Consider the following 23,583-nt stretch of genomic DNA (forward strand, 5'->3'; position numbering starts at 1 on the left):
TCGATCTCATGAAAGCACTGACTAAAATACGACAATAAGCCTCTGATGAAACTACGCCAACATCGGTCATTTTTCGACATGACATTTGCACTGCTGGTCTTTGCATTTTTCCTTTCTTCATTTGATTACGTTCGCGCAGCGGATGTGAAAGTAGTGCTGACCGGTAACACTGCGGATTTAAAAGATCCTGATCAATTATTTGAAATCATTAGAGAACACACGCGCAACAATCCGGATACAGTGATTTGGGCTTTGAACGGGGATGTTTTTCCTGAGTCTTACACCGACGAACAAATACTGAGCTGGAAATCAAAAGCAAATGGGTTGCTGGATAGCAATCCCAAGCTTTTCATATTGCTTAATCAGGGTGACCGTGATTGGATGGACTCAGGAGAAGGCGGTTGGAAGAAAATAAGCTCGCTCGAAAAACTGCTTTCCCAGGCCGGGCACCCGCGTTTTCAGGTTTTTCTTAATCAAGGTTGCCCTGGTCCGTGGACTGTATCGTTTCCAAACCTGGAAGTTGTCGTGATCAATTCCCAATGGTGGAACCATCCTTTCGAAAAGCCATTACCCACATCCGATGCATGTACGATTGCCGACACCGACAATTTTATAGAGGAACTGGAGGGGATCCTGGACGAGACAAAAACGAAGAATGTGCTCGTGCTGTCCCACTTGCCGCTGGTATCGTCGGGGAATTATGGGGGCCGGTTTCCGGTTTCGGCATACTTGCTTCCGCCGAAAGTTGCATTCAGGCAGCATGTTGGAACAAGTAAGGACATTGTCAACCAAGCCTTTGATCCATTCAGATATCGACTTGCTAATGTTCTCCGTGATTACACATCCATCGTTTTTGCATCCGGCCATGAGTTTAACCATTCGATTAGTAAAGCAGAAAATAATTTTTACGTGAACAGCGGCGCCCTGGCTTCTTCGGGTTTTGTTGCAAAATCGAAGCGCGCGCTTTTGGCATCTTCCGATCCGGGTGTGATCGAACTTACGTATAGCCGAGATGGTCAGGTGAGCTTTACGAGTTTAAAATTAAATGGAAATACGTTGTCTGCTTCGAAGGCAGGTGCATTATTGAATGCAACCACTGAAACATTTGCGGGTGCGGGCAATGTGAAACCGCAAGTTCCAGACCAATCTTCAATAAAAGTTGCTGCCGGACCTGAGTACGCGAGCAGCTGGTTCAAGCGGCTTTGGTTTGGTCAACATTATCGGTTTTCGTGGACTACGCCGGTTCAGGTGCCTTATCTTAACCTCGACACAACCAGCCAGGGCCTTCTTATCACCGGCAAAGGAGGGGGACGACAAACCACTTCGCTCAAACTATCGGCTGGCAATGGCAAGGAGTATGTTTTCAGGTCAGTAAATAAAGACCCTTACCGCGCATTGGGTTTTGAGTTGAGAGGGACCGTGGTTGCCGACGTGCTGAAAGACCAGACATCGACCCAGCAGCCTTACGGAGCGATGGCGGTAGCGCCTTTGATGGATAAAATTGGTGTTTTGCACGCGACGCCAAAGCTGTTTGTATTACCGGACGATCCCAGGCTCGGTGATTTTCAGGCTGGTTATGCGGGCCTGTTCGGTATGCTGGAAGAGCGCCCAAATGACAAAATTGAAAAGGATAAGGTTTTTGGTGGTGCAAAAGACATTGAGAAAAGCTTCAAAATGTTCGCCAAGCTTTACCATGACCACGATAATTATATCAACAAGGAAGAATTCGGCAGGGCAAGGATGTTCGACCTTTGGATTGGCGACTGGAGCAAGCACGAAGACAACTGGAAATGGGCTGGATTTAAAGACAAAAGAGGGGAGGTGTTCAGACCAATACCGCGCGACCGCGACCATGCGTTTTCGCGCTGGGATGGCATTATCCCCTGGATCGCGGACCGGGAATGGGGCGTTCCGAACGGGGAGAATTTTGGTGAAAAAATCCATGGGTTGAGAAGTTTAATGTGGCAGGCGCGGCACTTGGACAGGTTTGCGGGAAGCGAGCTTACCCAAGCCGATTGGGTCAATGCGGCCAGACAAATCCAGCAATCAATCACTAAAACTGATATTGAAAATGCCGTCAGGAATATGCCCGCGGAGATTTATGAGAAAGATGGGAAAGAGATTGAACGTAAACTAAAAATCCGGATTAAAGACCTTGAAACTTATGTTGGCCAGTATTACGCCCTGCTGGCAAAAGAAGTGGATGTGGTGGGGTCAAATAAAAAGGAATTTTTCCAGATAATCCGCAACCTGGATGGATCGGTGGAAGTGACAGTATCGGGAATTGCCGACAAAAGAAAGCCAGACCTGACAAAAACATTTTATCACCGGAAATTCTTCACAGACGAAACTAAGGAAATCCGCCTGTTTGGTTTGCAGGATGATGATATTTTTGAAGTCAAAGGGAATGCAGAAAAATCAATCCTGGTCAGGATTATCAGTGGCGGGGGAGATGATGTAATTTCAGACCAATCCGTGGTTTCTGGCAAAAAGAAGATGACTTTGCTTTATGATAAATCCGCAAGCACGGAACTGGAAGGGGGACCGGAACTGAAAAACGTGAGGCCAAAAAACGCCGGACTTTATGAGTACAACCGCAATGCATTTAAATATAACACTTACCTGCCGATTGCATTGTTCACTTACAGCCCCTTTATCGGCGTGGCCTTCCACGCAGGTGTTACATTTACCAAACAAAGTTTTTCCAAACCAGATTTCAGTGCCAAACATGCGTTCCGCGCCTCGGTGAGTATGAAGGGGAACTATGATTTTAATTACAATAACCAGTTCAGGCAGCTCGTGGGCAATTGGGACGGTATTTCCGGCATTGGCATTTCCCGTCCTTTGAATTATAATTACTTTTTTGGTGTGGGGAACGACACAGAAAACGACCCCGGACGATCGTCAAATTACTACCGTGCTCAATACAATTCCATTTCCGCATTTGCGGGGCTGACCCGCACATTCTGGAAGAAGAGCATTGCAGAAGTAACCGCTCATTATGAGATGAATGAGGGCATCCAAAGAAACGACAGCTATCTCGGCGACCATCCAGAAATTTTCGGGGTGGAAAAACTGAACCTGTTTTCTATCAAAGGAACATTCAAACTCGATTTTCGCGACAGGGTGGCGCTGCCGGAAAGAGGCTTCCTTTTTGCGGTTACCCAGCAGGCAGGGCATATTTCAAAATTAAACAATGCCCTTTTTTCAATATCCGAGGTGGAAATCGAGCAATATCTCTCCACTTACCGAAAAAATCCGCTGACACTCGGGTTGCGGCTTGGGGGCGGGTTTAGCGAAGGCGACATTCCGTTCTACAAAAAACTTTCGCTGGGGCAGTTGGACGGACTGAGAGGGTATAAAAGAAACCGTTTCACGGGCAGAGCCAGGGCATTTATCAACACGGAGCTGAGGTATCAGCTGGTTCAAACCAGAAATACATTTGTTCCCTTAAAAATCGGCGTGCGGGGCTTTTATGACATTGGCCAGGTTTGGTCAGCCGGAGAAAATCACGCTGCCAAATACTGGCACAAGGGCTATGGTGGCGGGTTTTACATTACGCCGTTCCGGGAGCAATTCGCATTTAATATCAGCGCAGGCTCCTCCAAAGAAGAGCCATTGCTGCTGACAGTTTCGGTAGGGAGTTTCTTTTGATCCAAAATGCCGCCTCAAAAGGCAAGATAAGCTTGTCCTTGTTAAATCACGGTTAAGTAAGATAGTAGGTAAAAAGATCCGTATTTGATAAATTAAAAAAGCCTGACTGGCGTAATAGCGTTACCAATTGCCCTCTATGATAGGTGGAATGATTGATCATATGTGGGAATGTTTTTCTGAATTCCATTGAGATCAGTTCACCATTTGGTTTGATCACACTTATTTCGTTTCCGTAATTTTTCTTAGGATAATTATCGATGAAAAATTTAAGTTCGGTAGAGGCTCTCTTCCAAATGGCTATAAGCTCTTCTTTGGTTCCGGTAAAGTCTGCCGATAGGTATACCGGATTAGGAGCGTCTGTCCAGAAATCCAGCCATATTTTCTTCGCACTCACGATATGTACAGCAGTATCCCTGACGCTTCCAAAACTGCTTATTGCGACCTGGTTCCATTGTTCATCCGTGATTTGCGTAAGCCAGGATATTACACGGTTGTCTGCCCAGTTGTTAAATTCAGCCAATTCAATAAAATAGCTTTTAAGATCAACACTGCCTTTTTCTGTACGTTCCGGTGAAGTTGTCATGTTCTCTTTTTAATGTACATCAAAGGTAGAGACGAAGAGGGCTGTCACTGAAAGGGCAGACGTTCAAAAAGTGTAGCTAGGCGTCCAAACTGTTGAGCCGATATTGTTTGGGTGTGGTTCCGTGAACCTGCTTAAATGACTGAATGAAACTGGACAAATTTTCATAACCAAGTTCCAGATGTATTTCGCTTAAGTCAAGATTACTGTTCTTAAGCATTTCGGCGGCTTTTTGCATTCGTTTCTCTTGAAACCATTTTCTTGGTGACGTACCATACAGATTGGCAAAGTGCCGTTTGAATGTTGACAGCGTCATGTAACACAGAAACGCTAATTCCTCAACGGTAACAACATTATACATATTTGCTATAACCACTTGGCGGATCAAAAAATCCCGCTCTGAATAATAACTATTATCATGAAGCCTCCTGAGAACTCCGGGATAGCAGCCGCTAAGATATATAAGCAGTTCTTCAAGTTTCACCCTTTGCAGCTCCTGAGATAATGATGGAACGGAGGATAAGATCAGCTCTAAAGAGTCTACAAAGTTTGTAAGAAAGGCGTCTTTCTCAAATACGAGGAAGGGTTCTCCACTTGGTTCACTTATTGAATGCCTCGTGGGCATGGAATGGCGAGTAAAAAAGTCTGTCAACAACTCATTGTCGAAAAAAAACAGAACACTTCTGTATTTGCCGTTAGGAGCAGAGGTTTTCTCACTCATTAAGCAATTGCCGGCAGAAAGAAGGAAAAACTGGTTTGGGTTTATCGTGATCTTTTTTCCCGCGTATTGCACACTCTTGTTGCCCTCCAGTAAAAAGCTAAACAAGTTTTGATCCAGTGTAATTTTAGAATTTGTTGTGGTCAAATCCGAATTATACCGGATGATGTCTGAGGTTTTCTTTCTACTTTGTATTGTGGGGTATCGCATGCTCTTAATATTGGTTCAGCGCTATTAAAGCTACAAATTCCTACCATTTTCATCTTGTATATCCAGCTCCTCTAAATTAACATCGACCACAGGCGGAATATACTTGGAACCACCAACTACTATGAATCTGGCATTCGGACTGAATATTCTGATTACTATAATCGGAAAAACAAGGTAAGGCAAGTTTACCATGAGAGCAGTTATTTTTCGTACAAAGTAGAGGCATTAGGGTAATAATTTTGGGTATAAAGATTGTCGATAAAGAATTTAGCATATTAACTGAACCTGATCGAGTTGTAAATTCTCAATCTTCCTTATACATCTTTGAAATGATTTGTATAACCTGGTTAGGTTTATCTTTCATTATATAATGACCAGAACCTTTAATATGGATTAATTTACGATTTGGGGCCTGAGCAACAAATCGCTTGTGTGCAAGCCTCCAACGGGTTAATTCATCTTCCGACTGCCACGGAGGCGTTTCTGCTAACATGTCAATCACGGGGACGGATGATGGAAATGAGATTTTACGCATTTCGATTGCGTTCTGCTGAGCATTTTTCATCAACCAGTAAACACCCACCATCTCCGTTTTGAATTTTTGCTTTAAAGGCTCGTATTGAGCCCAATATTGCTTTGTCTGTTTATCTGTCCAAAACTCAACATGATTAGCATCAATTAAAACTGCACCTTTTACAGCCTTATAATTTCTCTTTGCGAATATCGTCGAAAAATATCCCCCCAGCGAATGGGCAACTAGAAAGTAGCTCTTTTCAATATTCAAAGCGCGTAAACCATTTTCCAGTGAGATAACCTGCTGAGTTAGGGATATTTGGTTAGAATCCAGTTCGCTTGTTCCAAAACCAGCCCTATCATACGTGATCAATGTAGCACCCGTAGACTTATAGAGTGAATCAAGTATGCCATCCCATACTGTCAAATTATCACCGCCACCATTTTCAAACACAATTGCCGGATACGTCCCTGCTCTCACGTTAAAATGGAGGCGGTGTCCTCCAACATCTATCAATGTATCGATTACGTTGTTGGCAGATACTGGAATAATTGGTTTTCCTATGGTTAAGGAACAAGTAAGACATAATAGTAGTAATAATGCATATATTGTTTTCATGGACAGCAAATAAGTAGAATGAGAAGAGGTGGGCAATATATTGCTAAATAACCGATAAACTGTTTCCTAACCATTTGTGCTTGATTTCACAAACCACAACAATCAATGATCAAAATATTATTGGGGCAATGAAGAGCTAGTTCAAGACAAATATCATGCACTGAAAATGGAAGCTTATGCATTTGATTTAAAAGAAAATCGGGTCACGCCATCTTTATTTTCATATAGGGTTGTATATTATGTAACTAATTTTTTAGTTTGTGTTCAAATTATTTCAACCGGATGGAAACAAAGGATCTTACCAAGGCAGAAGAGCAACTGATGCAGGTGTTATGGAAGATGCAAAGAGCCTTCATCAGGGAGATTATTGATCAGATGCCGGAACCTAAGCCTGTACATAGCTCCGTATCAACGATTATGCGTGTCCTGGAGACGAAGGGGCTTGTAGGCTATGATGCATTTGGTAAAAGTCACCGTTATTATCCTTTGATCTCGAGGGAAGAATATAAGCGGTTTCAGCTGATGAAATTAATGGGTAACTATTTTGATAACTCGGCACAAAAACTGTTTTCCTTTTTCATAGATGAGCAAAAAATCCCGGAAGATGATGTCAAGGAAATAAACAAAATGCTTCTCACATTGAAAGATCAACAATCCGGAAAATGATAGTTTACTTTATCTCAGTTCATATTTGTCTCATCGCGGGCTTCGGATTTTACAATGTTTTTCTGGAAAAACAGACGTATTTCATGCTCAACAGGATCTCTTTATTGTGTCTTGCGGTACTTTCGTTCTGCATTCCGGCGATTCCCGTCAAACCGCATTTATCTGCCTCTATTCCCCTGGATCTGGTGATTCATGGTGAGACGCTATCGCAAGTCGCTCCGCAAATGTGGAATGATCACATCACTGACTGGCTGAAATGGGCCTATTTTACGGGCGTTTTTTTCAAACTTGGCTGGCTGATAATCAGATTTCTATATATCAGAAACAAAATCAAGAACCCTGGGGATAACGCGGCATTCTCATTTTTTAAATACAAAGTAGTTGATCGCAACGTATCGAATTTTGAGATGATCGACTATCACGAAGATGTGCATATCAGGCAGTGGCACAGCCTGGATATTTTGTTTTTTGAAATAGTGGCCATCGTTGCCTGGTTTAATCCGGTTGTTTATTTCTACCAGCGAAGCATCAAAAGGACGCACGAGTTTCTGGCAGATCGCGAAACAGCAAGGCATTTCGGCAATTACTACCAATATGCATCGCTGATCCTGAACAGGTCGTCGCAATCCTCACCTGAGATGACCAATGCTTTTACTGATAAACATTTACTTAAACAACGGATCGCAATGCTGGGAAGGAACAACGCTTCCAAGGCAAATCTTGCGAAATATGTCTTGCTAATCCCTGTTCTGCTTTGTCTTACATCATTTTCTGCTTTGTACAAAAATCCTGCTGCAACTGCCGAAATGGGCCGAAAAGGCTCTGTTGCTCCGGCCTTCCCCGGCGGCCTGGATGCTTTTCTGGGTTATCTGAGTAAGGAGGTAAGCCAATCGGACATATTCAAAGCGCACCACGATCAGGGAAAGGTGTTAGTAAGCTTCGTTGTCGATACCGATGGCAATGTAGTATCGCCCCAGGTAATGGACAGCCCGAACGCAAAGTTAAACAGCGAGGCTGTCAGGATCATCCGCAACTCACCCAGATGGTCGCCCGGCCTACAAGACGGCCGAGTGGTGCGTGTGAGGCATGAAATAAAACTTGGCTACCAATTGTCGTCAACTAATTGATTGACAGGATACAATAGCAGAATTGGGAAAGGCAGAAATTATTATAACTAAATAATAAGCCATAATAACTTATAAAATAGTTTATTAACTAAAATATAAGTTATACATTTGTTCTGATTAGAAATTTTCAGTTCAAACAGCTTTGCCATGAAAAAATTTGCGGGTTATACCAGCTTCTTAGTGCTGCTATTATTTTTCGACTTTTTACCAAGATTTTCGATTGCCCAGGAAATGGTTGATACCCATGTTTCCGGTGTGATCCTGGACGAAAAACAACAGCCGCTTCCATTTGCGGCGATCATTTTGAAAGCTTTACATGATTCCACAGTTATCAAAACGGCACTGAGTGAAATTGACGGAAAGTTTACACTCCTTAATGTTCCAACGGGCGTTTTTATGCTTGAAATAACAATGCTAGGCTACGAAACATACAGAAAGGAAATCGAATCTGTTGCCGTTGCCAGAGCTAATGAGCTGGGGAATATCCAACTGAAACCCGCGACTAAAAATCTGTCAGCTGTTATTATTACAGGACAAAAGCCATTTATCGAGCAGCGAGCCGACAAAATTGTAATTAACCTGAACGATCAGCTTGCCGGTGGTTCTTCTCTGATGGAAGTAATGGACCGGCTGCCGGGCATACAGGTTAACCCCGACAATATGGTCTATTTGAATGGTCGAAATGTACGTATATACATTGACGGTAAACCAACTCCACTCTCCGCCGATGCGCTGGCAGGCTTACTTCGGGGTATGTCGGCCACATCCATTGAAAGGGTGGAGCTGATTGCTCGTCCGTCCTCCAAATACGATGCTTCTGCGAGTGGCGGCATCATCAATATTGTCAGGAAAAGAGGCAGTAGGGAAGGGCTCAGAGGCAATGCCTACGGTGGTGGGGGATTTGGGCGATATGCCAAATACACCGGCGGATTTAATCTTAATTTTAAAACAGGCAAGTACAATCTGCTACTGAATACGGACTACAATTTCAATAAATATTTTGTCGATAATTACATTTTGGCAACCCCGGCCGGAGAGCCTGGCATAGTTTCCGGTGGCACCGAATCAATGATCAAAAGTGTTCGGCAAATGAACAATATTACACCCAGTATTGGCCTGGACCTTTATTTAACAAAGAAAACCACGCTGTCATTCGCAGTTACGAATGCACTGCAATTGTTTAAAAAGGATGCTTTTTCTGAGATGACGAACCTTGATGAAAAAAGCTTGGCCGGCAATTTTGATAACCGTGTCAAAACAAAAATGAACAACTTTTCCTCCGGCCTGCATTTGCTCCATCAAATGGATACTCTGGGCAAAGAACTAACCGTCGATCTGGATTATTACCAGAATGTCAACTATTCCGACCAGCATAACACTGAGGGGGTATTTAGTCAGGGTCGTGATGAGCTAAGACGCACTTTTTTTGATCAGAATAATGCATTTGACGTTTATTCGGCCAAAGCCGACTTGACCCTTCCGCTCAAACACAAAGCGCAGATGGAATCCGGGTTCAAGTCTAGCTACGTGGAGACATATAACCGAAACGTGCTCTATGACATTAATGGAAGCAAATTGATACCCAACGATTCGCAAAGTGATCTTTATCGCTATTCAGAAAGCATTCATGCACTGTATACCACATTTCATCAGGAGCTAAAAAAATTATCCTACCAGCTTGGTTTACGGGCAGAAGGCACCTGGAACAGCGGTCGGCAATTGCAGTCAAGCCAGCGGTTCAGCCAGAATTATATTCAACTGTTTCCTACGGTATTTTTTGATTACAAATTCACTGACAAGCATAGCTTTATTGTCAGTTTTGACAAAAAAACAAACCGGCCGACCTACGAAAATATGAACCCGCTGCTCCGTATCATCAATGCAAATAATTTTGTACAAGGAAATCCTAACCTGCGGCCTGTTTCATCATATAACGGTTCGGCTACGCTGGCCTACCGCAACGCACTTTTTGTAACTGCCAACTTCGGGATCGATTTTCGCGACTTTACCTATTTTGCTTTTCAGAACCAGCGCGGAGACAGCACGGTGACCAGACCGGTCAATAATCGCTACACACAAACTGTGAGCCTGATTACAGCTTATAATCGTCAGATCAAGCCTTGGTGGTACACAAGCACGAATATCAATTTGCGAAAGTTATCCTATCAATTGGTGGATGATCATGTAAATATAACGGGCATTACAACCTTCAATTTTGACACTTACAACAGCTTTTCACTTACTAAACAGTTATCCTGGCTGATTCTCTTTCGCTACCGTGGAAAATCACAGGAACGTAACATTAAAACCGACGCTTATTTTACATTAACATCCGGATTACGGCAATCCTTATTAAAAAAACGGGCAACCATCGCCCTGAACGTAACAGATATCTTTAATAATTTTAAAAACAGGTATTTACAACAATCGCTGGCACTCCGGCAGGTTTGGGAAAACAGGTACGAAACGACAACCGTACGATTAAACTTCACCTATAACTTCGGCGGGCAAATAAACAAAGTCAAAAAGAGCGACTCCGCTGCGGATGAAAGACGTAGAAGTGATACCAAGGAGAACTGATATCCGAAATTTGTGAAATAATTGTAATAGTGCAATCAGGAAAGTAAGCTGAGCACTATTTATTATTCGTAAGTGAGATTTTGTATGAACATAAATTCTTCGAGGTATCTAGCAGACGGAGATCAGAAGGAAAGCATTGCCGCTTTCTCGTCTTCGCTATGACTGATTATGGAGCGCAAGAACATTAAAAATGCTTCGGTAGAAGGAAGGCTCTAAAAATTTGGTATCGGTAGTTTTTAAAAAGCGGAGCAGCATTGCCCGCTTTTTTTTGACCGCTACAAGATCTTGCTGTGGACAATTAATTAGCATTAGCAGGTTAAAGCCAGCGCTTGCGGAGCGAACCTTTCTTCCAGTGTCTTCAAGCTCAGTAGCAAGTGCTAATGTTATAACATTTAAGGCGTTTAGTAACCGGGTAGGTGACCCGAAATACTTCAGTACGATAGATTAGGGGGCGTCATGCTATATTTGCACGTTCATACTGCTAACATTAATATCCTTTCATGCGGCTTTTTGCAAGTTTGTTCATCCTTTTTCATTTCGCGGAATGTTTAGCTCAGAACACTGGCCTTGACTCTGATATCTCCACTGAGATGAAGCGCCTGAACATACCTGGTCTGGCGGTTGCAAAGATAGAAGCGGGGGAAGTTGCGTGGACAGGTCATTTTGGGTTTCAGAATTTGGAAAAACAAATTCCTGTTACAGGGAATACTATTTTTCAAATTGCCTCCATATCAAAAACCGTGACAGCTGCGGCGATTATGCAGCTGGCTGCGAAGGGTTACTTTTCGTTGGATGATGATGTCAGTGGCTTTCTGCCCTTTTCTGTAAGAAGCTCCTTTCACCCCCGAAAACCTATCACTTTCAGGCAATTATTAAGACACAGATCTTCTATACGTGATAACTTTGATTACCTTCTTCCATTTTGGGAAGGGAAATACAAAGGCCCAAATATTAGTTTAGACATATTCTTGCAAAATTATCTGGCAATTGGTGGTTCAAACTATCACAAGGATAAGAATTTTATTCAAGCAGCGCCTGGTGACAGGTTTGAGTACTCAAATATGGGATATGCCCTCCTGGGGTATCTTGTAGAAAGAATCTCGAAGATGCCTTTTGATGAATATTGCCAGAAGAACCTATTCTCCCCTCTTGAAATGCGTCAGACCAACTGGTTCCCTGATAAAATGGATGCAAATAGGCTGGCAACCCCGTATATATTCTCTGATTCACTTAAAGTCTATCAGCGGCAGCAGCAAAGCACTTTTCCAGATTACCCTGCAGGCCAATTGCGTTGTAGCATAGGTGATCTTGCCAGATTTTTAGTGTGCTGGACGAACGATGGTAAGTTTGAAGGAAAGTCCATCATAGATAGCGTTGCGGTGCAAACTTTGACGCCTAAGGATATGAGCCTTGGCTTCCATACATGGTTTTTATACTTGTTTAATACGGAGACCCCCATGTACAGCCATAATGGGCACGGTCCTGGTGTCTCGACTTATATGCTTTATGACCCGTTCTCCAAAAATGGACTGGTCATTTTAATGAATGGAGAGCTGTCTTCTTACATGGATCGGCGAAGCCTCATAAATCTACTTTATCAAAAGCGAAGCCTTTCAGCAGGTAAATAATCATTGCAAAGGATGTTTTACCTGTACTTTGTAATAAAAGCGGCTAAAATATAATTTGGGATCTTTAAATTCGTCAGCTTTTACATTTATGGACACGTTGATTCTCCCTGTCAGGCATCCTTTACTCAGGCGGTACGTACAATCATTTTTGTTTTTTAAAGAAGATGTGCGCCAATCCTTTGCCTATACTACTTTCCCAAACACAAACGTTTGCCTGGCAATTTACAGAAACAATCAGGTTATATATGATGTGAATGGGCCAACAAATCACTGCAAAGTAAGCAAAGGCAATGGCAAGGTTAACAGCCGCTTATACGGATTTCACAGGCTGCCATTTACAGTTTCTATTGATGGGACAATTGATCAGATTTGTATCCTATTTAAACCAGGTGGGCTTCGTAGCTTCACCCATGAAGGTTTTTCAGATCTATGGCAATCCAATGAGGTGCTGGAAGATTTGTTTCCCGGCAAAACAAGTGGGCTTATTGATTTGCTCTTCTCGACCGATACACCAGTTACACGAGCTAATTTGTTGGAACAGTTCCTGCTTTCCAGGCTTCTGTCCGGCAAAAGCAACCCACTACTAGATACGTCACTCAGGCTTATTGAGCAAAACACAGGTCCGCTGACGGTAAATGGTTTAGCAGCTGCACTTCACGTGAATGAGTCAACATTATATCGGTTGTTTTTAGATCACATTGGCCAAAGTCCAAAGGCTTTTTGTCAGACGATCCGGTTTCGTCACGCGCTTTCAGCCTTAGCCGTACGGCCAGAAGACAAATTGACCCAATTGGCATACACCCATGATTATTACGATCAAGCCCATTACATCAAAGATCTCAAACAATTCACCGGTTTTACTCCAAATCAGCTAAAACACAAGTTCTCCGTTGAGCAAAGCGAGCTTATCTGGATCCCAGCCCGCTGATCTGCACGATTTTTACAATTTCGACACTTTCCAGCCGCGTATGTTTGTGGCTAAATGAGATAGCCTGTCACGATGGACTGGCTTATCGCAATCCAATATGCGCCAATGAACCGTCGAATTTCCCTGCTTCTGGCCACAATTATGCTGGCCACATCCACTAATGCCCAATCACCAATTCCCATCGAAGCTCAGATGTTTGAGCCTTTTGACACAATTACATGGAATCAATCCGCTATCAAGCGAATAGCAAGCGTTGGCCAGCTTTGGGGAACGCTCAAATACTTTCATCCTGCATTTATGAAGGGCAAGCTTGACGCAGATCAATTGCTATTAACCACTGTCGAGCCTTTATTAAAAAATCCTTCGCACGAGAATTTTGTGGCCACCATCAATAAGATGCTCGCCATGTTAGATGATCCGACTTCTCAGATTAAACGGTCTGCTGAACCAATACAGCAAATGGGCGTAAGTGCAAGCAAACCAACCAGGAAGCCAGCGGCTAATGTTTCTTATTTGTCTTTTCCCCAAGAAATCATAACAGCTTCTTTTTCAATGGACTCTTCCTTACAAGATATGATGAGCAAAGGTAAATTAATGATTATCGACCTTCGAAACCGGTCAGAAGACCATTCTGCTGGCTTGCGGCAATACACATCTTTTGTCCGGCCACTGCTTTCGGGTTTAGTTGATCAAATGCTTATCCTGCCTACCACCCGCACCGCTTATTATCATGCTTTTCTACGGCAGGATTTTCCCGATGACCTGGATGTTATTCCTGCGGCAGCCCGTGAAGGAGATCCTAATTATTGGTACCAGGAACGATTTGGGCTTAAAAATACGTCTCAGGGAGCCTACCTGGCTGCCGGCAAAGCCCACTTACGCACTAAACGGATTTGCTTCCTGGTTAATCGATACAACAACGCCAACACTTTGAAAGCTTTATTGGCAGTTAGAAACAGGAATGCGTGCTACCTGGTTTTCGACGGCCCTGTTCCGGAATATCTGCAGGGTAGTTATTATACAATGCCGCTGGCAGACGAGATAAAGGTCAATGTAAAAGTTGGTGAACAGATCTACGAGGATGGCACGCTGGGATCAGGCCCAGACCGGGTGATTATTTCGGCCAAACAGCCTACAACTGATGAATTGATTGACTTAGCCGCCAAGCTTTTTGAAACCACTATGACTCGCCCAAAAAAGCCTGTTGAGAATACAGTTTACATCCGGTTACCGCAGCAGGCTTATGCAGACAGTTTGTATCCCCAACAGAAGGTCCGTCTGCTGGCCTTATTTAATTTTTGGAATGTGATCCATTACTTCTGTCCAAATAAGCACTTACTAAAAGGTGACTGGCAAGATAAGCTTCCCTATTTTGTTCCCCGGTTTCTCTTTGCCAAAGATTACAAAAGTTACTTCTGGCTATTACGGGAGCTTAGCGCCCAATTAAACGACGGTCATGCAGAAGTGCTTTATCAGTATGGCATTCTTCCTCCGCCCGGGATCACTGACTACTTTGCTCCGATGTGCGTGAAGTATATTGAAGGAAAAACCATTGTAGTTAATTTGCTTTCGGACGAGAAGTCAGAAAGACAAACAGGCAGGCTCAGGATTGGAGACGAACTTTTGGCCATTGACAACGTGCCTATTGACACTTTGTTCCGAAGGTGGGACCAATATGCTGGTAGTTCCAACGAATTCAGCTATCGCCACCTCTTACATAAGGTTCCATTAATGAGCCGGTCCGGAGATCAGCCGCTTACAGTATTGATCAGTCACCAGGACAGCAGCCAGGAAGTGATTCAATTAAAACCGGTTAACAAGGACGTTTATTGGCAAGCCATGCTAAACGTCTACTATCCGCCGGTGCCTAAGCCATTTTGGCGGAGCATTGATGACAGCACAGGCTACGTCAGGTTGAACAGCATTTATAGTAATCAGGTAGATAGTGTGTGGCAGGCTTTGAAAGACTACAAATATATTATCCTGGACGCCAGGGGATACCCGCGCGATGAAGCGATAGTCCAGACCATTGCCGCCCCGTTCATGACAAAAAGGGATACGGTCTGTATCAACAGTTTTCCTGAGATAACACATCCGGAATTTGCCAGAAATGCGGTCACGTTAGAAGCTGAAACCGTAAAGCCCTTAGCCAGGTTCGTTCCTGTAAAAAAGGATAAGAAATTTATTCTGCTTTGCGGGCAGAATGCCAGTCAGGCGGAGACAAATATTATGGCCTGGCAAAAACTGCTTGATCCGGTCACAATTGGGATCCCCACCATCGGCGCTAACGGCGTTTCCAACACAATACTGATGGCCGGTGGATATTCTGCCAAGTATTCAGGTTACGCAGTTTACTACCCGGACGGTACGCCCAATCAACGACTAGGCGTAAAGATCGACATTCCGGTTACGTTGACAATTCAAGGAGAGCTAGCCCGGCGAGACGAAATTTTGGACCGGGCCCTACAATTTATAAAGACTGCCCGCTAAGGAACCTCATAAGTCCGTACGAATGCCAGGCGGTGGTCTAATATTGAAAATATAAATCCACCTGTTTCAAACATGGTGGATTTTTTCGTCTTTAAAATGCCCATTTTTAGCATCCCCAACAGCCAGTTACAAGTAACCATTCATCATAGGGCTTTTCTTCCCGCTTTGCATTGCACCGAATTATTCTTGATTGATTAAAAGATTTTGGTTTCCCCATTTTGCGATTTCTTTGAATACGGCAACAAGACTATTGCTCTTTTCCGTGAGTGAATATTCCACCCTAGGTGGCATTTCTTTAAATTGCTGACGGATAACTAACCCATCACGTTCCAATTCCTTCAACTGTTCCGTCAGAACCTTTCTGGAAATCGCCGGAATACGGACACTCAGCTCACCAAACCGTCTTGTTCCTAACGTCAGGTTATACAAAATCAACGGTTTCCATTTTCCACCAATCACCTCCATAGTCGCCGTAATGGGGCAGTTTTTAAAGTCATTTTGGTTATTTCCTTTGGTTACCATGATGTTACCAGTTTCTGTATTGTTACCCAAAAGTAACAAGTTACTTATAGAAACCAAATTAGTTTCTTTGTGAAACAAATGTAAAGTTTAACTTAAATATAACAAAGATGATTTTAATTACAGGTGCTACGGGACATTTCGGAAGGCTGACAATCAATCACTTATTAACCAAGGGGACTCATCCTGGCGAGATTACGGCCCTGGCAAGAAACGCTGAAAAAGCAAGCGATCTGAAGGAGCTGGGTGTAAAAATTGTCGTTGCTGATTTTGACGATATCGACGCGATGAAAAATGCGCTGATCGGCGTAGATAAATTGTTGCTGGTGTCTGCGGTAGATTTGTCCAAACGCTATTTACAGCATGAAAATGTTATAGGGGCGGCCATCGCTGCCAAAGTAAAGCATATCATTTATACAAGCGGTGCCCGTAAAAGTGACGACCCAAACTCATTTTTATATGACTTTATGGAAGCTCATATCAAAACAGAGCAGCTGCTATACAAGAGTGGATTAGACTACACCATTTTACGAAATGGCTTGTACATGGAGCTGATTCCAGCGTTTATTGGAGATGTTATCAGTTCAAAAACAATCTATTTGCCTGCGCAGACTGGGGAAGTGGCAGTAGCCCTTCGTTCGGAAATGGCCGAAGCTGCCGCATCTGTTCTACTTTCAAGCGGACACGAAAAGAAAACCTATAATCTCGTAAATACTAAGGCGTATAATTACAGCGATGTGGCTGGGATCATTTCTGATATCACGAATGAACCAATCCAGTATGTATCTCCAACAAAGCAGGATTTTTTAGATGCGTTGTTACAGGCTGGAATTGCCATTCCGCAAGAATATGTTAACATATTGATAGGGCAGGCTAATGGCGAGGCGGATCTGGTAAGCCAGGATCTCGTACGACTCCTTGGCCGAGAGCCGACGATCTTGAAATCATACTTGGCAGAGCAGTACGCGTGACAAACATTTCGCTTTAACGGAATCTTCAAATAGTCAGAAGGATTGAAATTTTTGAATTTCATCTTTCTGACTTACAAGTGATTAGCAGCTAGTGTGCAGCAAAAACCTTAGGCAAGTTGATTATTAAAGTAAATTGTGCCGCAATGCCATCCAGCTTGATTGAAAGTGAGTTGTTCGGGCATGAGCGCGGCGCGTCCAATAGAGAGGATTGAAGATGTTGATTCAAATTTCAAGAATTTACATGACCTTAGAGGCATAAATCAGCTACTCTTGCTATGATCTTGGAATTTACAGCTGCGCCCGGTTTTGACTTTATAACCCGGTTTTCAGAAAAAATTAATGTTCCTGTGAGAGATAATTTCCTGGAGATCCCCAAGGAGATGGGAGAGGGTTATGTACGTAAAGTTGGCTTCGGGGACGATTTTAAATTAACGATCCACAGGTATATACTGAAAGAAGATCTGATTATTAAGCGCAACCCGGCTGCAACATCCAATAACGTCCGCACCATTTTCTTTTACAATAACAAAGAAGATATTGAAGTCAAATACAACAACGAGGAAAACATACCATTCTCCCAAAAGAATGATTCTTCCATACTGCTGTCTACCAATGATTTGCGCACGGAAATCCGTTTTCCTGCTGGCAGCAACATTCAATACGTAGTAGTTGGGATAACTGCCGACCGGTTACGCTCAGTACTGTCCATCGAAAAACCGAACGGTACATTGAAAACCATCACAGCCGAAAATGCTTCCTTTCTCTTTTTTGAAAGTTTGGATGCTGAAATGCAGCTGCTGCTTAACAATATTGTATCCGTGGATATGAATAATTCCCTGAATAATTTCTATGTACAAATCAAAGTGCAGGAATTGATGTATGTGCTTTTTAGTAAGCTGTCGCTGAGGGAAAATACTACTTTCAAGAATATCAATAGTAACGATGCTGAAAAGCTTTTGGTCATCCGAAACGAAATATTGAGTGATCTCAGCAGTCCGCCCGTTTTAAGCGAATTGGCGGTGATCGCATCCATGAGCGAGACGAAACTTAAACAGCTCTTTAAGCAAACTTTTGGAGATACAATCTACAATTATTATCAGAAGGCGAGAATGGAAGAAGCTGCATTTCTGTTAAAACAAGCTAAACATTCTGTTTCTGAGGTCGGCTACGAACTAGGGTTTTCAAACCTAAGCCATTTCAGCAGGTTATTTGAAAAACAGTATGGCATCACCCCAAAGAAGTTCTCTTACACTTCTTAAACTTCCTTTGCATTCTCAACTTAAAACACTACTTGCCGGATAGGACTATTATTGTGCCTTTTCTGGTTATTTTACCCATTCAGTTACTTCTACATTTGTTCATCAGTACGAACCTATCGGGTCGGCGAATTGGACAAATTGAGAATCGCCTATATCCGTCTATCAACCAACCCGGAAATTCCGAGAGGACGTATAAAGCATTCCGTTTGATGACTTCTGCGCATTTTATTCTCCGGAGCAGCTTAGGCTATACTGATTACCACTTTATACCGGCCGGTGGCGTAAATGGTAAGGTTATCCTTGTGGTGGATTAAAACAATTTTGTACAGATATCAAGAAAAATCAAAGACACAATGAAATTATTAGAAAAGGTAACACTGGGAAAAGAAACATTAAAGAACGCAATTGCGATGGCACCCATGACACGCAGCCGGGCGAACATTGAAGGTGTGGTGTCAGATATGACGACTTTATATTACACCCAGCGGGCAAGTGCAGGACTTCTCGTAACGGAGGCCATAAATATCTCAGAGCAGGCGCTGGGTAGCCCGCTGACACCGGGCCTGTACAGCCAGGAGCAAATCGAAGCCTGGAAGAAAGTGACAAAATCCGTTCATGACAAAGGAGGAATAATTTATGCACAGCTTTGGCATACCGGACGGGTTGGGCATTCAGTGGATAGAAAAGGGAAACTTCCGGTAGCACCGTCGGCAATCGGGATAAAAGGGCAGCAGCATTTCACATCCCAGGGAATGAAAGATTACGAAACGCCTCAGGAGTTGACCACTCACGAGATCAAACAGATCGTGAAAGATTATGGCCAGGCTGCGAGGAATGCTATTGAAGCCGGTTTTGATGGCGTTGAACTGCATGCAGCATTCGGATATTTACCAAACCAATTTTTATCAGAAAGTGCGAACCTTCGGACTGATGAGTACGGCGGCAGCATTGAGAACAGGAACCGCTTTGTAATTGAAGGAATGCGAGAGTTGGTTAATGTCGCGGGCACAGATAAAGTGGGCATTAAGCTATCGCCAACTGTCTATTATAACAATATTGTAAACAGTGATCCTGTTGCTCAATTCTCACCCTTGATCGAAGCCTTGAATGAAATGCCACTGGCCTATATACATCTGATGAATGGCATGTTCCCTTTGGACAACTTCCCAAATTATCCTAAAAATGCGATAGAAACATTTGGCAGTATAAGTAAACACCTGGTTATCGCCAATGCCGGGTTCAATAAAGAAAGTGGAGAGGCAGAATTGGACAAGGGGATCGCTAAGATAATTTCTTATGGTTCATTGTTTCTCGCCAACCCGGATCTGCCAGAAAGGTTTGAATTGGATGCAGAGTTGAATCAACCTGACCAGGCGACCATGTATGGTGGAGGCGCGAAGGGATACATTGATTATCCGTTCCTGGAAAATTGACCCTGAAGCTACCTTTTAACAAGTGGCAGTTTCGAATTTATTTTGAAAAGAAAAAATCAACGAGATACTATTAGGATTTGGACCCACGTCTTACATGGCGTGAGTCCTTTTAGTGTTTAAATGTATTCAACTATTCTCTAAGCCTTTATTTTACCTGACAACTTCACTTACCAGGATGATAGGGGTGATGTTGGTGTATTTTCGGAAAATCCGCACGAATGGCGTCCCGGTTTGGGCCGATAGCCGCTTGGTAGTCGCTCAGGCTTTTTACATAGAAAGTACCGATAGCCATGAAAGGCAGTGGCTGGTTAGGAATGCCACTGGAAACACCTTTTTCAATGGTGTATTTGACCAGATTGGATCCTAAAAACCCCGCTACCATCGGCATGTGCTTGGTTTCATAATACTCCAAATCAAAGGTTTTACCTTCGGCATAAGGGTACATGACGGATACTTTGGTTAGCCCTTTCTCAACATTAGTCACGGCCTGCTTTTCTTGTCCGAACGCTGCAAAACAAATGGTCAAAAGGATAATTGATACAGCTAGTTTAACTTTCATAATTACTTTGTTTAACTGGTAAAATGTTCATAATAAGTAGTATTAGGCAAATATTGAAATAATGACTTTATTCGCAAAACGTTATTTTTCGATGAAAATGATCGATAAAACCGATTAAGATACATGGAGCTGAGACAACTCAGATATTTTTTAAAAGCCAGGGAGCTTTTAAATTTTACGGAGGCCGCTAGAACTTTGAATATCAGTCAAAGTACTTTATCACAGCAAATTAAGCAGCTGGAAGATGAGCTAAATGTTCCCTTATTTAACCGTATCGGAAAAAGAATAACGCTGACCGAAGCTGGTAATCTGTTTGCTCAATACGCTTTGCAGAGTATTAATAAAGCAAATGAGGGGTTATTGCTTTTGCAGGATTTGAAAAATCTGAATGTGGGAAGCATTACGATCGGTGTCATTTATTCCATGCGAATTCTGTTTGCCAAAATACTGGTTGAGTTTGCGAAGCAGTATCCGAAGATCAAAATCCAGGTTGTGTTTGGAACCACAAAAGACCTTCTCGAAAGACTTAACCTGCATCAATTTGACTTTATTCTGACATTCCATGAAAAACCGGAGGGAACGGAATTGAAATATCAAAGTTTGTTAAAAGCAAATATGGTCTTGGTAACTGCTAAAAAATCACCGCTAGCCCAACGAGACAATATATCACTGCAAGAGGTGGCAGACTTGCCACTGGCTTTGCCTTTTAGCGGTAACAATACCATACAGTTTTTTGAGGAGTCATTCGGTCAACAAAATCTCGTCCCGAATATTTGTATGGAAATAAATGATATACCTACCTTGTTTGAAATTGTCAAAACAGGGCATTGGCATACGATATTGAGTGATACCAGTGTAAACGACCCCGAAGTAGTGGGTATCCCAATTGATGGAAAAAACATGAGGCGGACTATTATGATAATTTCGCTCAGAGAGGCCTATGAGACAAAAGCCGTCAAAAAATTTTACGAAATGCTGGGTAAAATGTAAAGTCTCGGCTTGTTAGAGCTTGGGGCGAAATTGAATGGATATTAGTCTGGTCTTGCGCGCTAAAGTATCCATGCTAAGTCCAACTTTCCTGAAACATACGGTCAGTTAGCTCAGTCTATGAAAAACCTGCATCAAGATGATAGCTATTGCTGTTAAATTCAGCGGAACGAGTGAAGGCCTACTTTGTTTCCCTCGCTGTCGATGAACACAGCAAAAAAGCCATTTTCAGGATCAATCTCAGTTTTTTGAGTTACAACTTTTCCTCCATTCACCTGAACCTTATCCAGCACCAACTGTAAATCTTCCCCTCCGTTTAGATAAATGAGTGTGCCAAAATCAGAGGGCTTATAGCCGGGTCCATGGATCAGCGCGACATTGACAGAGCCGTTTTCACCAGAGAAGAGGCCCATTTTCGTCCCTTGCATATCAAGCTGCTCAATGTTTACGTCAAGTATTGACTGATAGAATTCAACAGCTCTGGGAAAAGAGTCTGTCGGGATTTCGACGATCGAAACTAAGTTTTTCATGTTTTTTGTTGTTTCCGGGATAGATTGAGAATCAGAGGCCTGTGAACCTGACTTGTCTTGGTGCGAACAGGCGGAACTTGTAATAGCGGCGACAAGTAGGGTTGCAATGAGCTGCTTCATGTCTGTTAATTTGTGATGCAGCAAATGTACCAGCAGCTGCGCACTTGCAATTGTAAAATTGCGACACTATCCCACCGAGTAAAGAAGTGTTGAAAGAGCCATCGTATCGTCGGCTAGAAAACGGCCAGGGCTGGTGCCTGTCAATTCTTTGAAATCCTTTATGAAATGCGCCTGATCATAATAGTCATGATCGTACGCAATCTGGATCAAATCGCCCGATTGACGAGAAAGCAGCGTTTTTAACACAGCTTGTAAACGGATCACCTTTCCCAATTGTTTAGGACTGATGCCGATCTGACGTGTAAATAACCGTTCGAGTTTTCGCCTTCTTGATAAGTCGTTTTTAAGTATCGCATTAATTGCCGTGCTGCCGTTGGCTAGCAGCAACGCTTCGATGGTCGATTCTACGATTCTGTTTCTGCTAGCGCTGTCATTGATTCGTTCCAATAGAAATGCTTCAATCAACGCTATTCTATCCTGAGTATTGGCAGCATTGATGATTTGCTTCGAAATGTAAGCGGCCGTTTCATCACCAAAAAGCAACTCGATTGGCGTTTCCGTATTGGCAAGGTTTACGATGGACGTTTGCACGAAATTCGCAAAGCCATATGGGTAAAATCGTACCGCAAAGCAGTTGACTTGCCCGGTTGGCTGGATATAGTAAGGCTCTGTTATCTGTCCCAGGACCATGGAGCGTGGTTGGATAACAAATTCGGTTTCTGAGACAAACCGCCTTACATCATCACCAAGAATAAAAAACAATTCAATGCACCCGTCTGGCAAAACGCGCTGCTTTTGTGTCGCATTATCCACCAGTCCCTCTAACGTCCAATAGCATTTAACGAAGGAGGCGAGGTCGGCAGAAGGAGAGTAGGTTTCGTAATTCACTTTATTTAAAAATGCAGTTAATATATCAAAATGAATTTAAGGTGTTGATCTAATATTGCTTTTATGGAAGCGGAATCAACCGTATGAGTGTGACCAGCTACCATTCCTTTTTCAATATACTTGGTAAATACCTTATCAAACAGCGACTCAAAATATGATATCTTAGTACCCATGAATGAGTCTACTCGTAAGGCGATCCAAAAAGATTTATGGCGGTTTATGATTATTGGAAGTTTCCTATTTTCCATATTTTGTGTTTTAGTAAAAGGCAATGTTCCAACTGAAAGACTACCATTTCGATATTATATGTTAGCCGGTGCAGCATCTCTTGTAGTGGAAGCAATTCTTTATTTTACAATCAGGAACTGGTCTGAGCGTAGCAAAACTTGGGTTATCTGGTTAATAGTTTTTCTCTGGCTAGGAGTCTGCTTGTTGCATGGAAGGGTATGAGATCGAGATTGGCTTACTAAATCGGCTTATCTCATTTGACGCCGGATTATATACTCATTTACAATGGCAGCAGGCTTATACGCTAAAATCTCGTGAATTGAGCCGATTGGAAGACAGCCCAACCAATGAAATTTATCATGGCCATTTCAATATG

19 protein-coding genes are annotated in these 23,583 nt (G+C 42.9%); 12 read left to right on the forward strand and 7 right to left on the reverse strand.

Going from position 1 to position 23,583, the window contains the following annotated elements; genetic code table 11:
* Positions 1-45: 45 nt before the first annotated feature.
* The gene (locus MUK70_RS04310; RefSeq protein WP_234657685.1) at positions 46-3,654 is read left to right on the forward strand and encodes a BamA/TamA family outer membrane protein; all 3,609 of its coding nucleotides are present in this window, start codon (positions 46-48) and stop codon (positions 3,652-3,654) included.
* Between the two features lie 52 nt (positions 3,655-3,706).
* On the opposite strand, the gene MUK70_RS04315 is transcribed toward MUK70_RS04310, so the two are convergent.
* The 3 genes from MUK70_RS04315 to MUK70_RS04325 all read right to left on the reverse strand — a co-directional run bounded on the left by MUK70_RS04315 (position 3,707) and on the right by MUK70_RS04325 (position 6,294).
* A complete protein-coding gene (locus MUK70_RS04315) occupies positions 3,707-4,237 on the reverse strand; it encodes a DinB family protein (protein ID WP_234657683.1) in 531 nt (176 codons plus the stop codon).
* 76 nt (positions 4,238-4,313) lie between these two features.
* Positions 4,314-5,162, reverse strand: a complete 849-nt coding sequence (locus MUK70_RS04320; RefSeq protein ID WP_234657681.1) for a helix-turn-helix domain-containing protein — start codon at positions 5,160-5,162, stop codon at positions 4,314-4,316.
* A gap of 304 nt (positions 5,163-5,466) precedes the next feature.
* A complete protein-coding gene (locus tag MUK70_RS04325; protein WP_234657680.1) occupies positions 5,467-6,294 on the reverse strand; it encodes an alpha/beta fold hydrolase in 828 nt (275 codons plus the stop codon).
* 282 nt (positions 6,295-6,576) lie between these two features.
* On the opposite strand from MUK70_RS04325, the gene MUK70_RS04330 reads away from it, so the two are divergent.
* The 6 genes from MUK70_RS04330 (at position 6,577) to MUK70_RS04355 (ending at position 15,713) form a co-directional block, all read left to right on the forward strand.
* On the forward strand, positions 6,577-6,960 hold the full coding sequence (locus tag MUK70_RS04330) for a BlaI/MecI/CopY family transcriptional regulator (protein WP_234657678.1): 384 nt from the start codon (positions 6,577-6,579) through the stop codon (positions 6,958-6,960).
* Complete coding sequence (locus MUK70_RS04335) at positions 6,957-8,087, forward strand: M56 family metallopeptidase (protein ID WP_234657677.1); 1,131 nt, start codon at positions 6,957-6,959, stop codon at positions 8,085-8,087. Before MUK70_RS04330 ends, MUK70_RS04335 begins: the two co-directional genes overlap by 4 nt.
* A 147-nt stretch (positions 8,088-8,234) precedes the next feature.
* A complete protein-coding gene (locus tag MUK70_RS04340) occupies positions 8,235-10,667 on the forward strand; it encodes a TonB-dependent receptor (protein ID WP_234657675.1) in 2,433 nt (810 codons plus the stop codon).
* Positions 10,668-11,167: 500 nt separating this feature from the next.
* Entirely contained in the window at positions 11,168-12,295 is a 1,128-nt protein-coding gene (locus MUK70_RS04345) for a serine hydrolase domain-containing protein (RefSeq protein ID WP_255716702.1), read from the forward strand.
* 88 nt (positions 12,296-12,383) lie between these two features.
* On the forward strand, positions 12,384-13,223 hold the full coding sequence (locus tag MUK70_RS04350) for a helix-turn-helix domain-containing protein (protein WP_234657672.1): 840 nt from the start codon (positions 12,384-12,386) through the stop codon (positions 13,221-13,223).
* A 105-nt stretch (positions 13,224-13,328) separates the two neighbouring features.
* Positions 13,329-15,713: a S41 family peptidase gene (locus MUK70_RS04355; RefSeq protein ID WP_234657671.1), complete on the forward strand. Its 2,385-nt coding sequence runs from the start codon at positions 13,329-13,331 to the stop codon at positions 15,711-15,713.
* 180 nt (positions 15,714-15,893) lie between these two features.
* Here MUK70_RS04355 and MUK70_RS04360 read toward each other — a convergent pair whose 3' ends face one another.
* On the reverse strand, positions 15,894-16,313 hold the full coding sequence (locus MUK70_RS04360; protein WP_234657670.1) for a winged helix-turn-helix transcriptional regulator: 420 nt from the start codon (positions 16,311-16,313) through the stop codon (positions 15,894-15,896).
* A 29-nt stretch (positions 16,314-16,342) separates the two neighbouring features.
* Between MUK70_RS04360 and MUK70_RS04365 the strand changes: the two genes are divergently transcribed.
* From MUK70_RS04365 to MUK70_RS04380, 4 genes are all read left to right on the forward strand, one after another.
* On the forward strand, positions 16,343-17,203 hold the full coding sequence (locus MUK70_RS04365) for an SDR family oxidoreductase (RefSeq protein WP_234657669.1): 861 nt from the start codon (positions 16,343-16,345) through the stop codon (positions 17,201-17,203).
* 116 nt (positions 17,204-17,319) lie between these two features.
* Positions 17,320-17,415 carry a sigma 54-interacting transcriptional regulator gene (locus tag MUK70_RS04370; RefSeq protein ID WP_255716701.1) on the forward strand — a complete coding sequence of 32 codons (96 nt, stop codon included), beginning with the start codon at positions 17,320-17,322 and terminating at the stop codon, positions 17,413-17,415.
* A gap of 63 nt (positions 17,416-17,478) precedes the next feature.
* On the forward strand, positions 17,479-18,462 hold the full coding sequence (locus tag MUK70_RS04375; protein WP_234657668.1) for a helix-turn-helix domain-containing protein: 984 nt from the start codon (positions 17,479-17,481) through the stop codon (positions 18,460-18,462).
* A gap of 353 nt (positions 18,463-18,815) precedes the next feature.
* Positions 18,816-19,895: an alkene reductase gene (locus tag MUK70_RS04380; protein ID WP_234657667.1), complete on the forward strand. Its 1,080-nt coding sequence runs from the start codon at positions 18,816-18,818 to the stop codon at positions 19,893-19,895.
* 163 nt (positions 19,896-20,058) lie between these two features.
* Here the strand turns inward: MUK70_RS04380 and MUK70_RS04385 are convergent, their stop codons facing one another.
* Positions 20,059-20,454, reverse strand: coding sequence for an EthD family reductase (locus MUK70_RS04385; protein WP_244784688.1), 396 nt, complete (start codon positions 20,452-20,454; stop codon positions 20,059-20,061).
* 123 nt (positions 20,455-20,577) lie between these two features.
* Between MUK70_RS04385 and MUK70_RS04390 the strand changes: the two genes are divergently transcribed.
* Entirely contained in the window at positions 20,578-21,444 is an 867-nt protein-coding gene (locus tag MUK70_RS04390; RefSeq protein ID WP_234657665.1) for a LysR family transcriptional regulator, read from the forward strand.
* Between the two features lie 158 nt (positions 21,445-21,602).
* On the opposite strand, the gene MUK70_RS04395 is transcribed toward MUK70_RS04390, so the two are convergent.
* Both MUK70_RS04395 and MUK70_RS04400 read right to left on the reverse strand, forming a co-directional pair.
* Positions 21,603-22,091 carry a VOC family protein gene (locus MUK70_RS04395; RefSeq protein ID WP_234657664.1) on the reverse strand — a complete coding sequence of 163 codons (489 nt, stop codon included), beginning with the start codon at positions 22,089-22,091 and terminating at the stop codon, positions 21,603-21,605.
* Between the two features lie 66 nt (positions 22,092-22,157).
* Positions 22,158-22,979: an AraC family transcriptional regulator gene (locus MUK70_RS04400; protein ID WP_234657663.1), complete on the reverse strand. Its 822-nt coding sequence runs from the start codon at positions 22,977-22,979 to the stop codon at positions 22,158-22,160.
* Between the last annotated feature and the right edge of the window lie 604 nt (positions 22,980-23,583).

This window comes from Dyadobacter chenwenxiniae (assembly GCF_022869785.1).
Taxonomy (GTDB): domain Bacteria; phylum Bacteroidota; class Bacteroidia; order Cytophagales; family Spirosomataceae; genus Dyadobacter; species Dyadobacter chenwenxiniae.

Excerpts from the sequence above, each read along its gene's own strand:
- MUK70_RS04340 (WP_234657675.1), top strand. The coding sequence starts at position 8,235 with ATGAAAAAATTTGCGGGTTATACCAGCTTCTTAGTGCTGCTATTATTT.
- MUK70_RS04345 (WP_255716702.1), top strand. The coding sequence starts at position 11,168 with ATGCGGCTTTTTGCAAGTTTGTTCATCCTTTTTCATTTCGCGGAATGT.
- MUK70_RS04350 (WP_234657672.1), top strand. The coding sequence starts at position 12,384 with ATGGACACGTTGATTCTCCCTGTCAGGCATCCTTTACTCAGGCGGTAC.
- MUK70_RS04355 (WP_234657671.1), top strand. The coding sequence starts at position 13,329 with ATGAACCGTCGAATTTCCCTGCTTCTGGCCACAATTATGCTGGCCACA.
- MUK70_RS04395 (WP_234657664.1), bottom strand. The coding sequence starts at position 22,091 with ATGAAGCAGCTCATTGCAACCCTACTTGTCGCCGCTATTACAAGTTCC.
- MUK70_RS04330 (WP_234657678.1), top strand. The coding sequence starts at position 6,577 with ATGGAAACAAAGGATCTTACCAAGGCAGAAGAGCAACTGATGCAGGTG.
- MUK70_RS04310 (WP_234657685.1), top strand. The coding sequence starts at position 46 with ATGAAACTACGCCAACATCGGTCATTTTTCGACATGACATTTGCACTG.
- MUK70_RS04380 (WP_234657667.1), top strand. The coding sequence starts at position 18,816 with ATGAAATTATTAGAAAAGGTAACACTGGGAAAAGAAACATTAAAGAAC.
- MUK70_RS04325 (WP_234657680.1), bottom strand. The coding sequence starts at position 6,294 with ATGAAAACAATATATGCATTATTACTACTATTATGTCTTACTTGTTCC.
- MUK70_RS04315 (WP_234657683.1), bottom strand. The coding sequence starts at position 4,237 with ATGACAACTTCACCGGAACGTACAGAAAAAGGCAGTGTTGATCTTAAA.
- MUK70_RS04365 (WP_234657669.1), top strand. The coding sequence starts at position 16,343 with ATGATTTTAATTACAGGTGCTACGGGACATTTCGGAAGGCTGACAATC.
- MUK70_RS04385 (WP_244784688.1), bottom strand. The coding sequence starts at position 20,454 with ATGAAAGTTAAACTAGCTGTATCAATTATCCTTTTGACCATTTGTTTT.
- MUK70_RS04335 (WP_234657677.1), top strand. The coding sequence starts at position 6,957 with ATGATAGTTTACTTTATCTCAGTTCATATTTGTCTCATCGCGGGCTTC.
- MUK70_RS04375 (WP_234657668.1), top strand. The coding sequence starts at position 17,479 with ATGATCTTGGAATTTACAGCTGCGCCCGGTTTTGACTTTATAACCCGG.
- MUK70_RS04390 (WP_234657665.1), top strand. The coding sequence starts at position 20,578 with ATGGAGCTGAGACAACTCAGATATTTTTTAAAAGCCAGGGAGCTTTTA.
- MUK70_RS04320 (WP_234657681.1), bottom strand. The coding sequence starts at position 5,162 with ATGCGATACCCCACAATACAAAGTAGAAAGAAAACCTCAGACATCATC.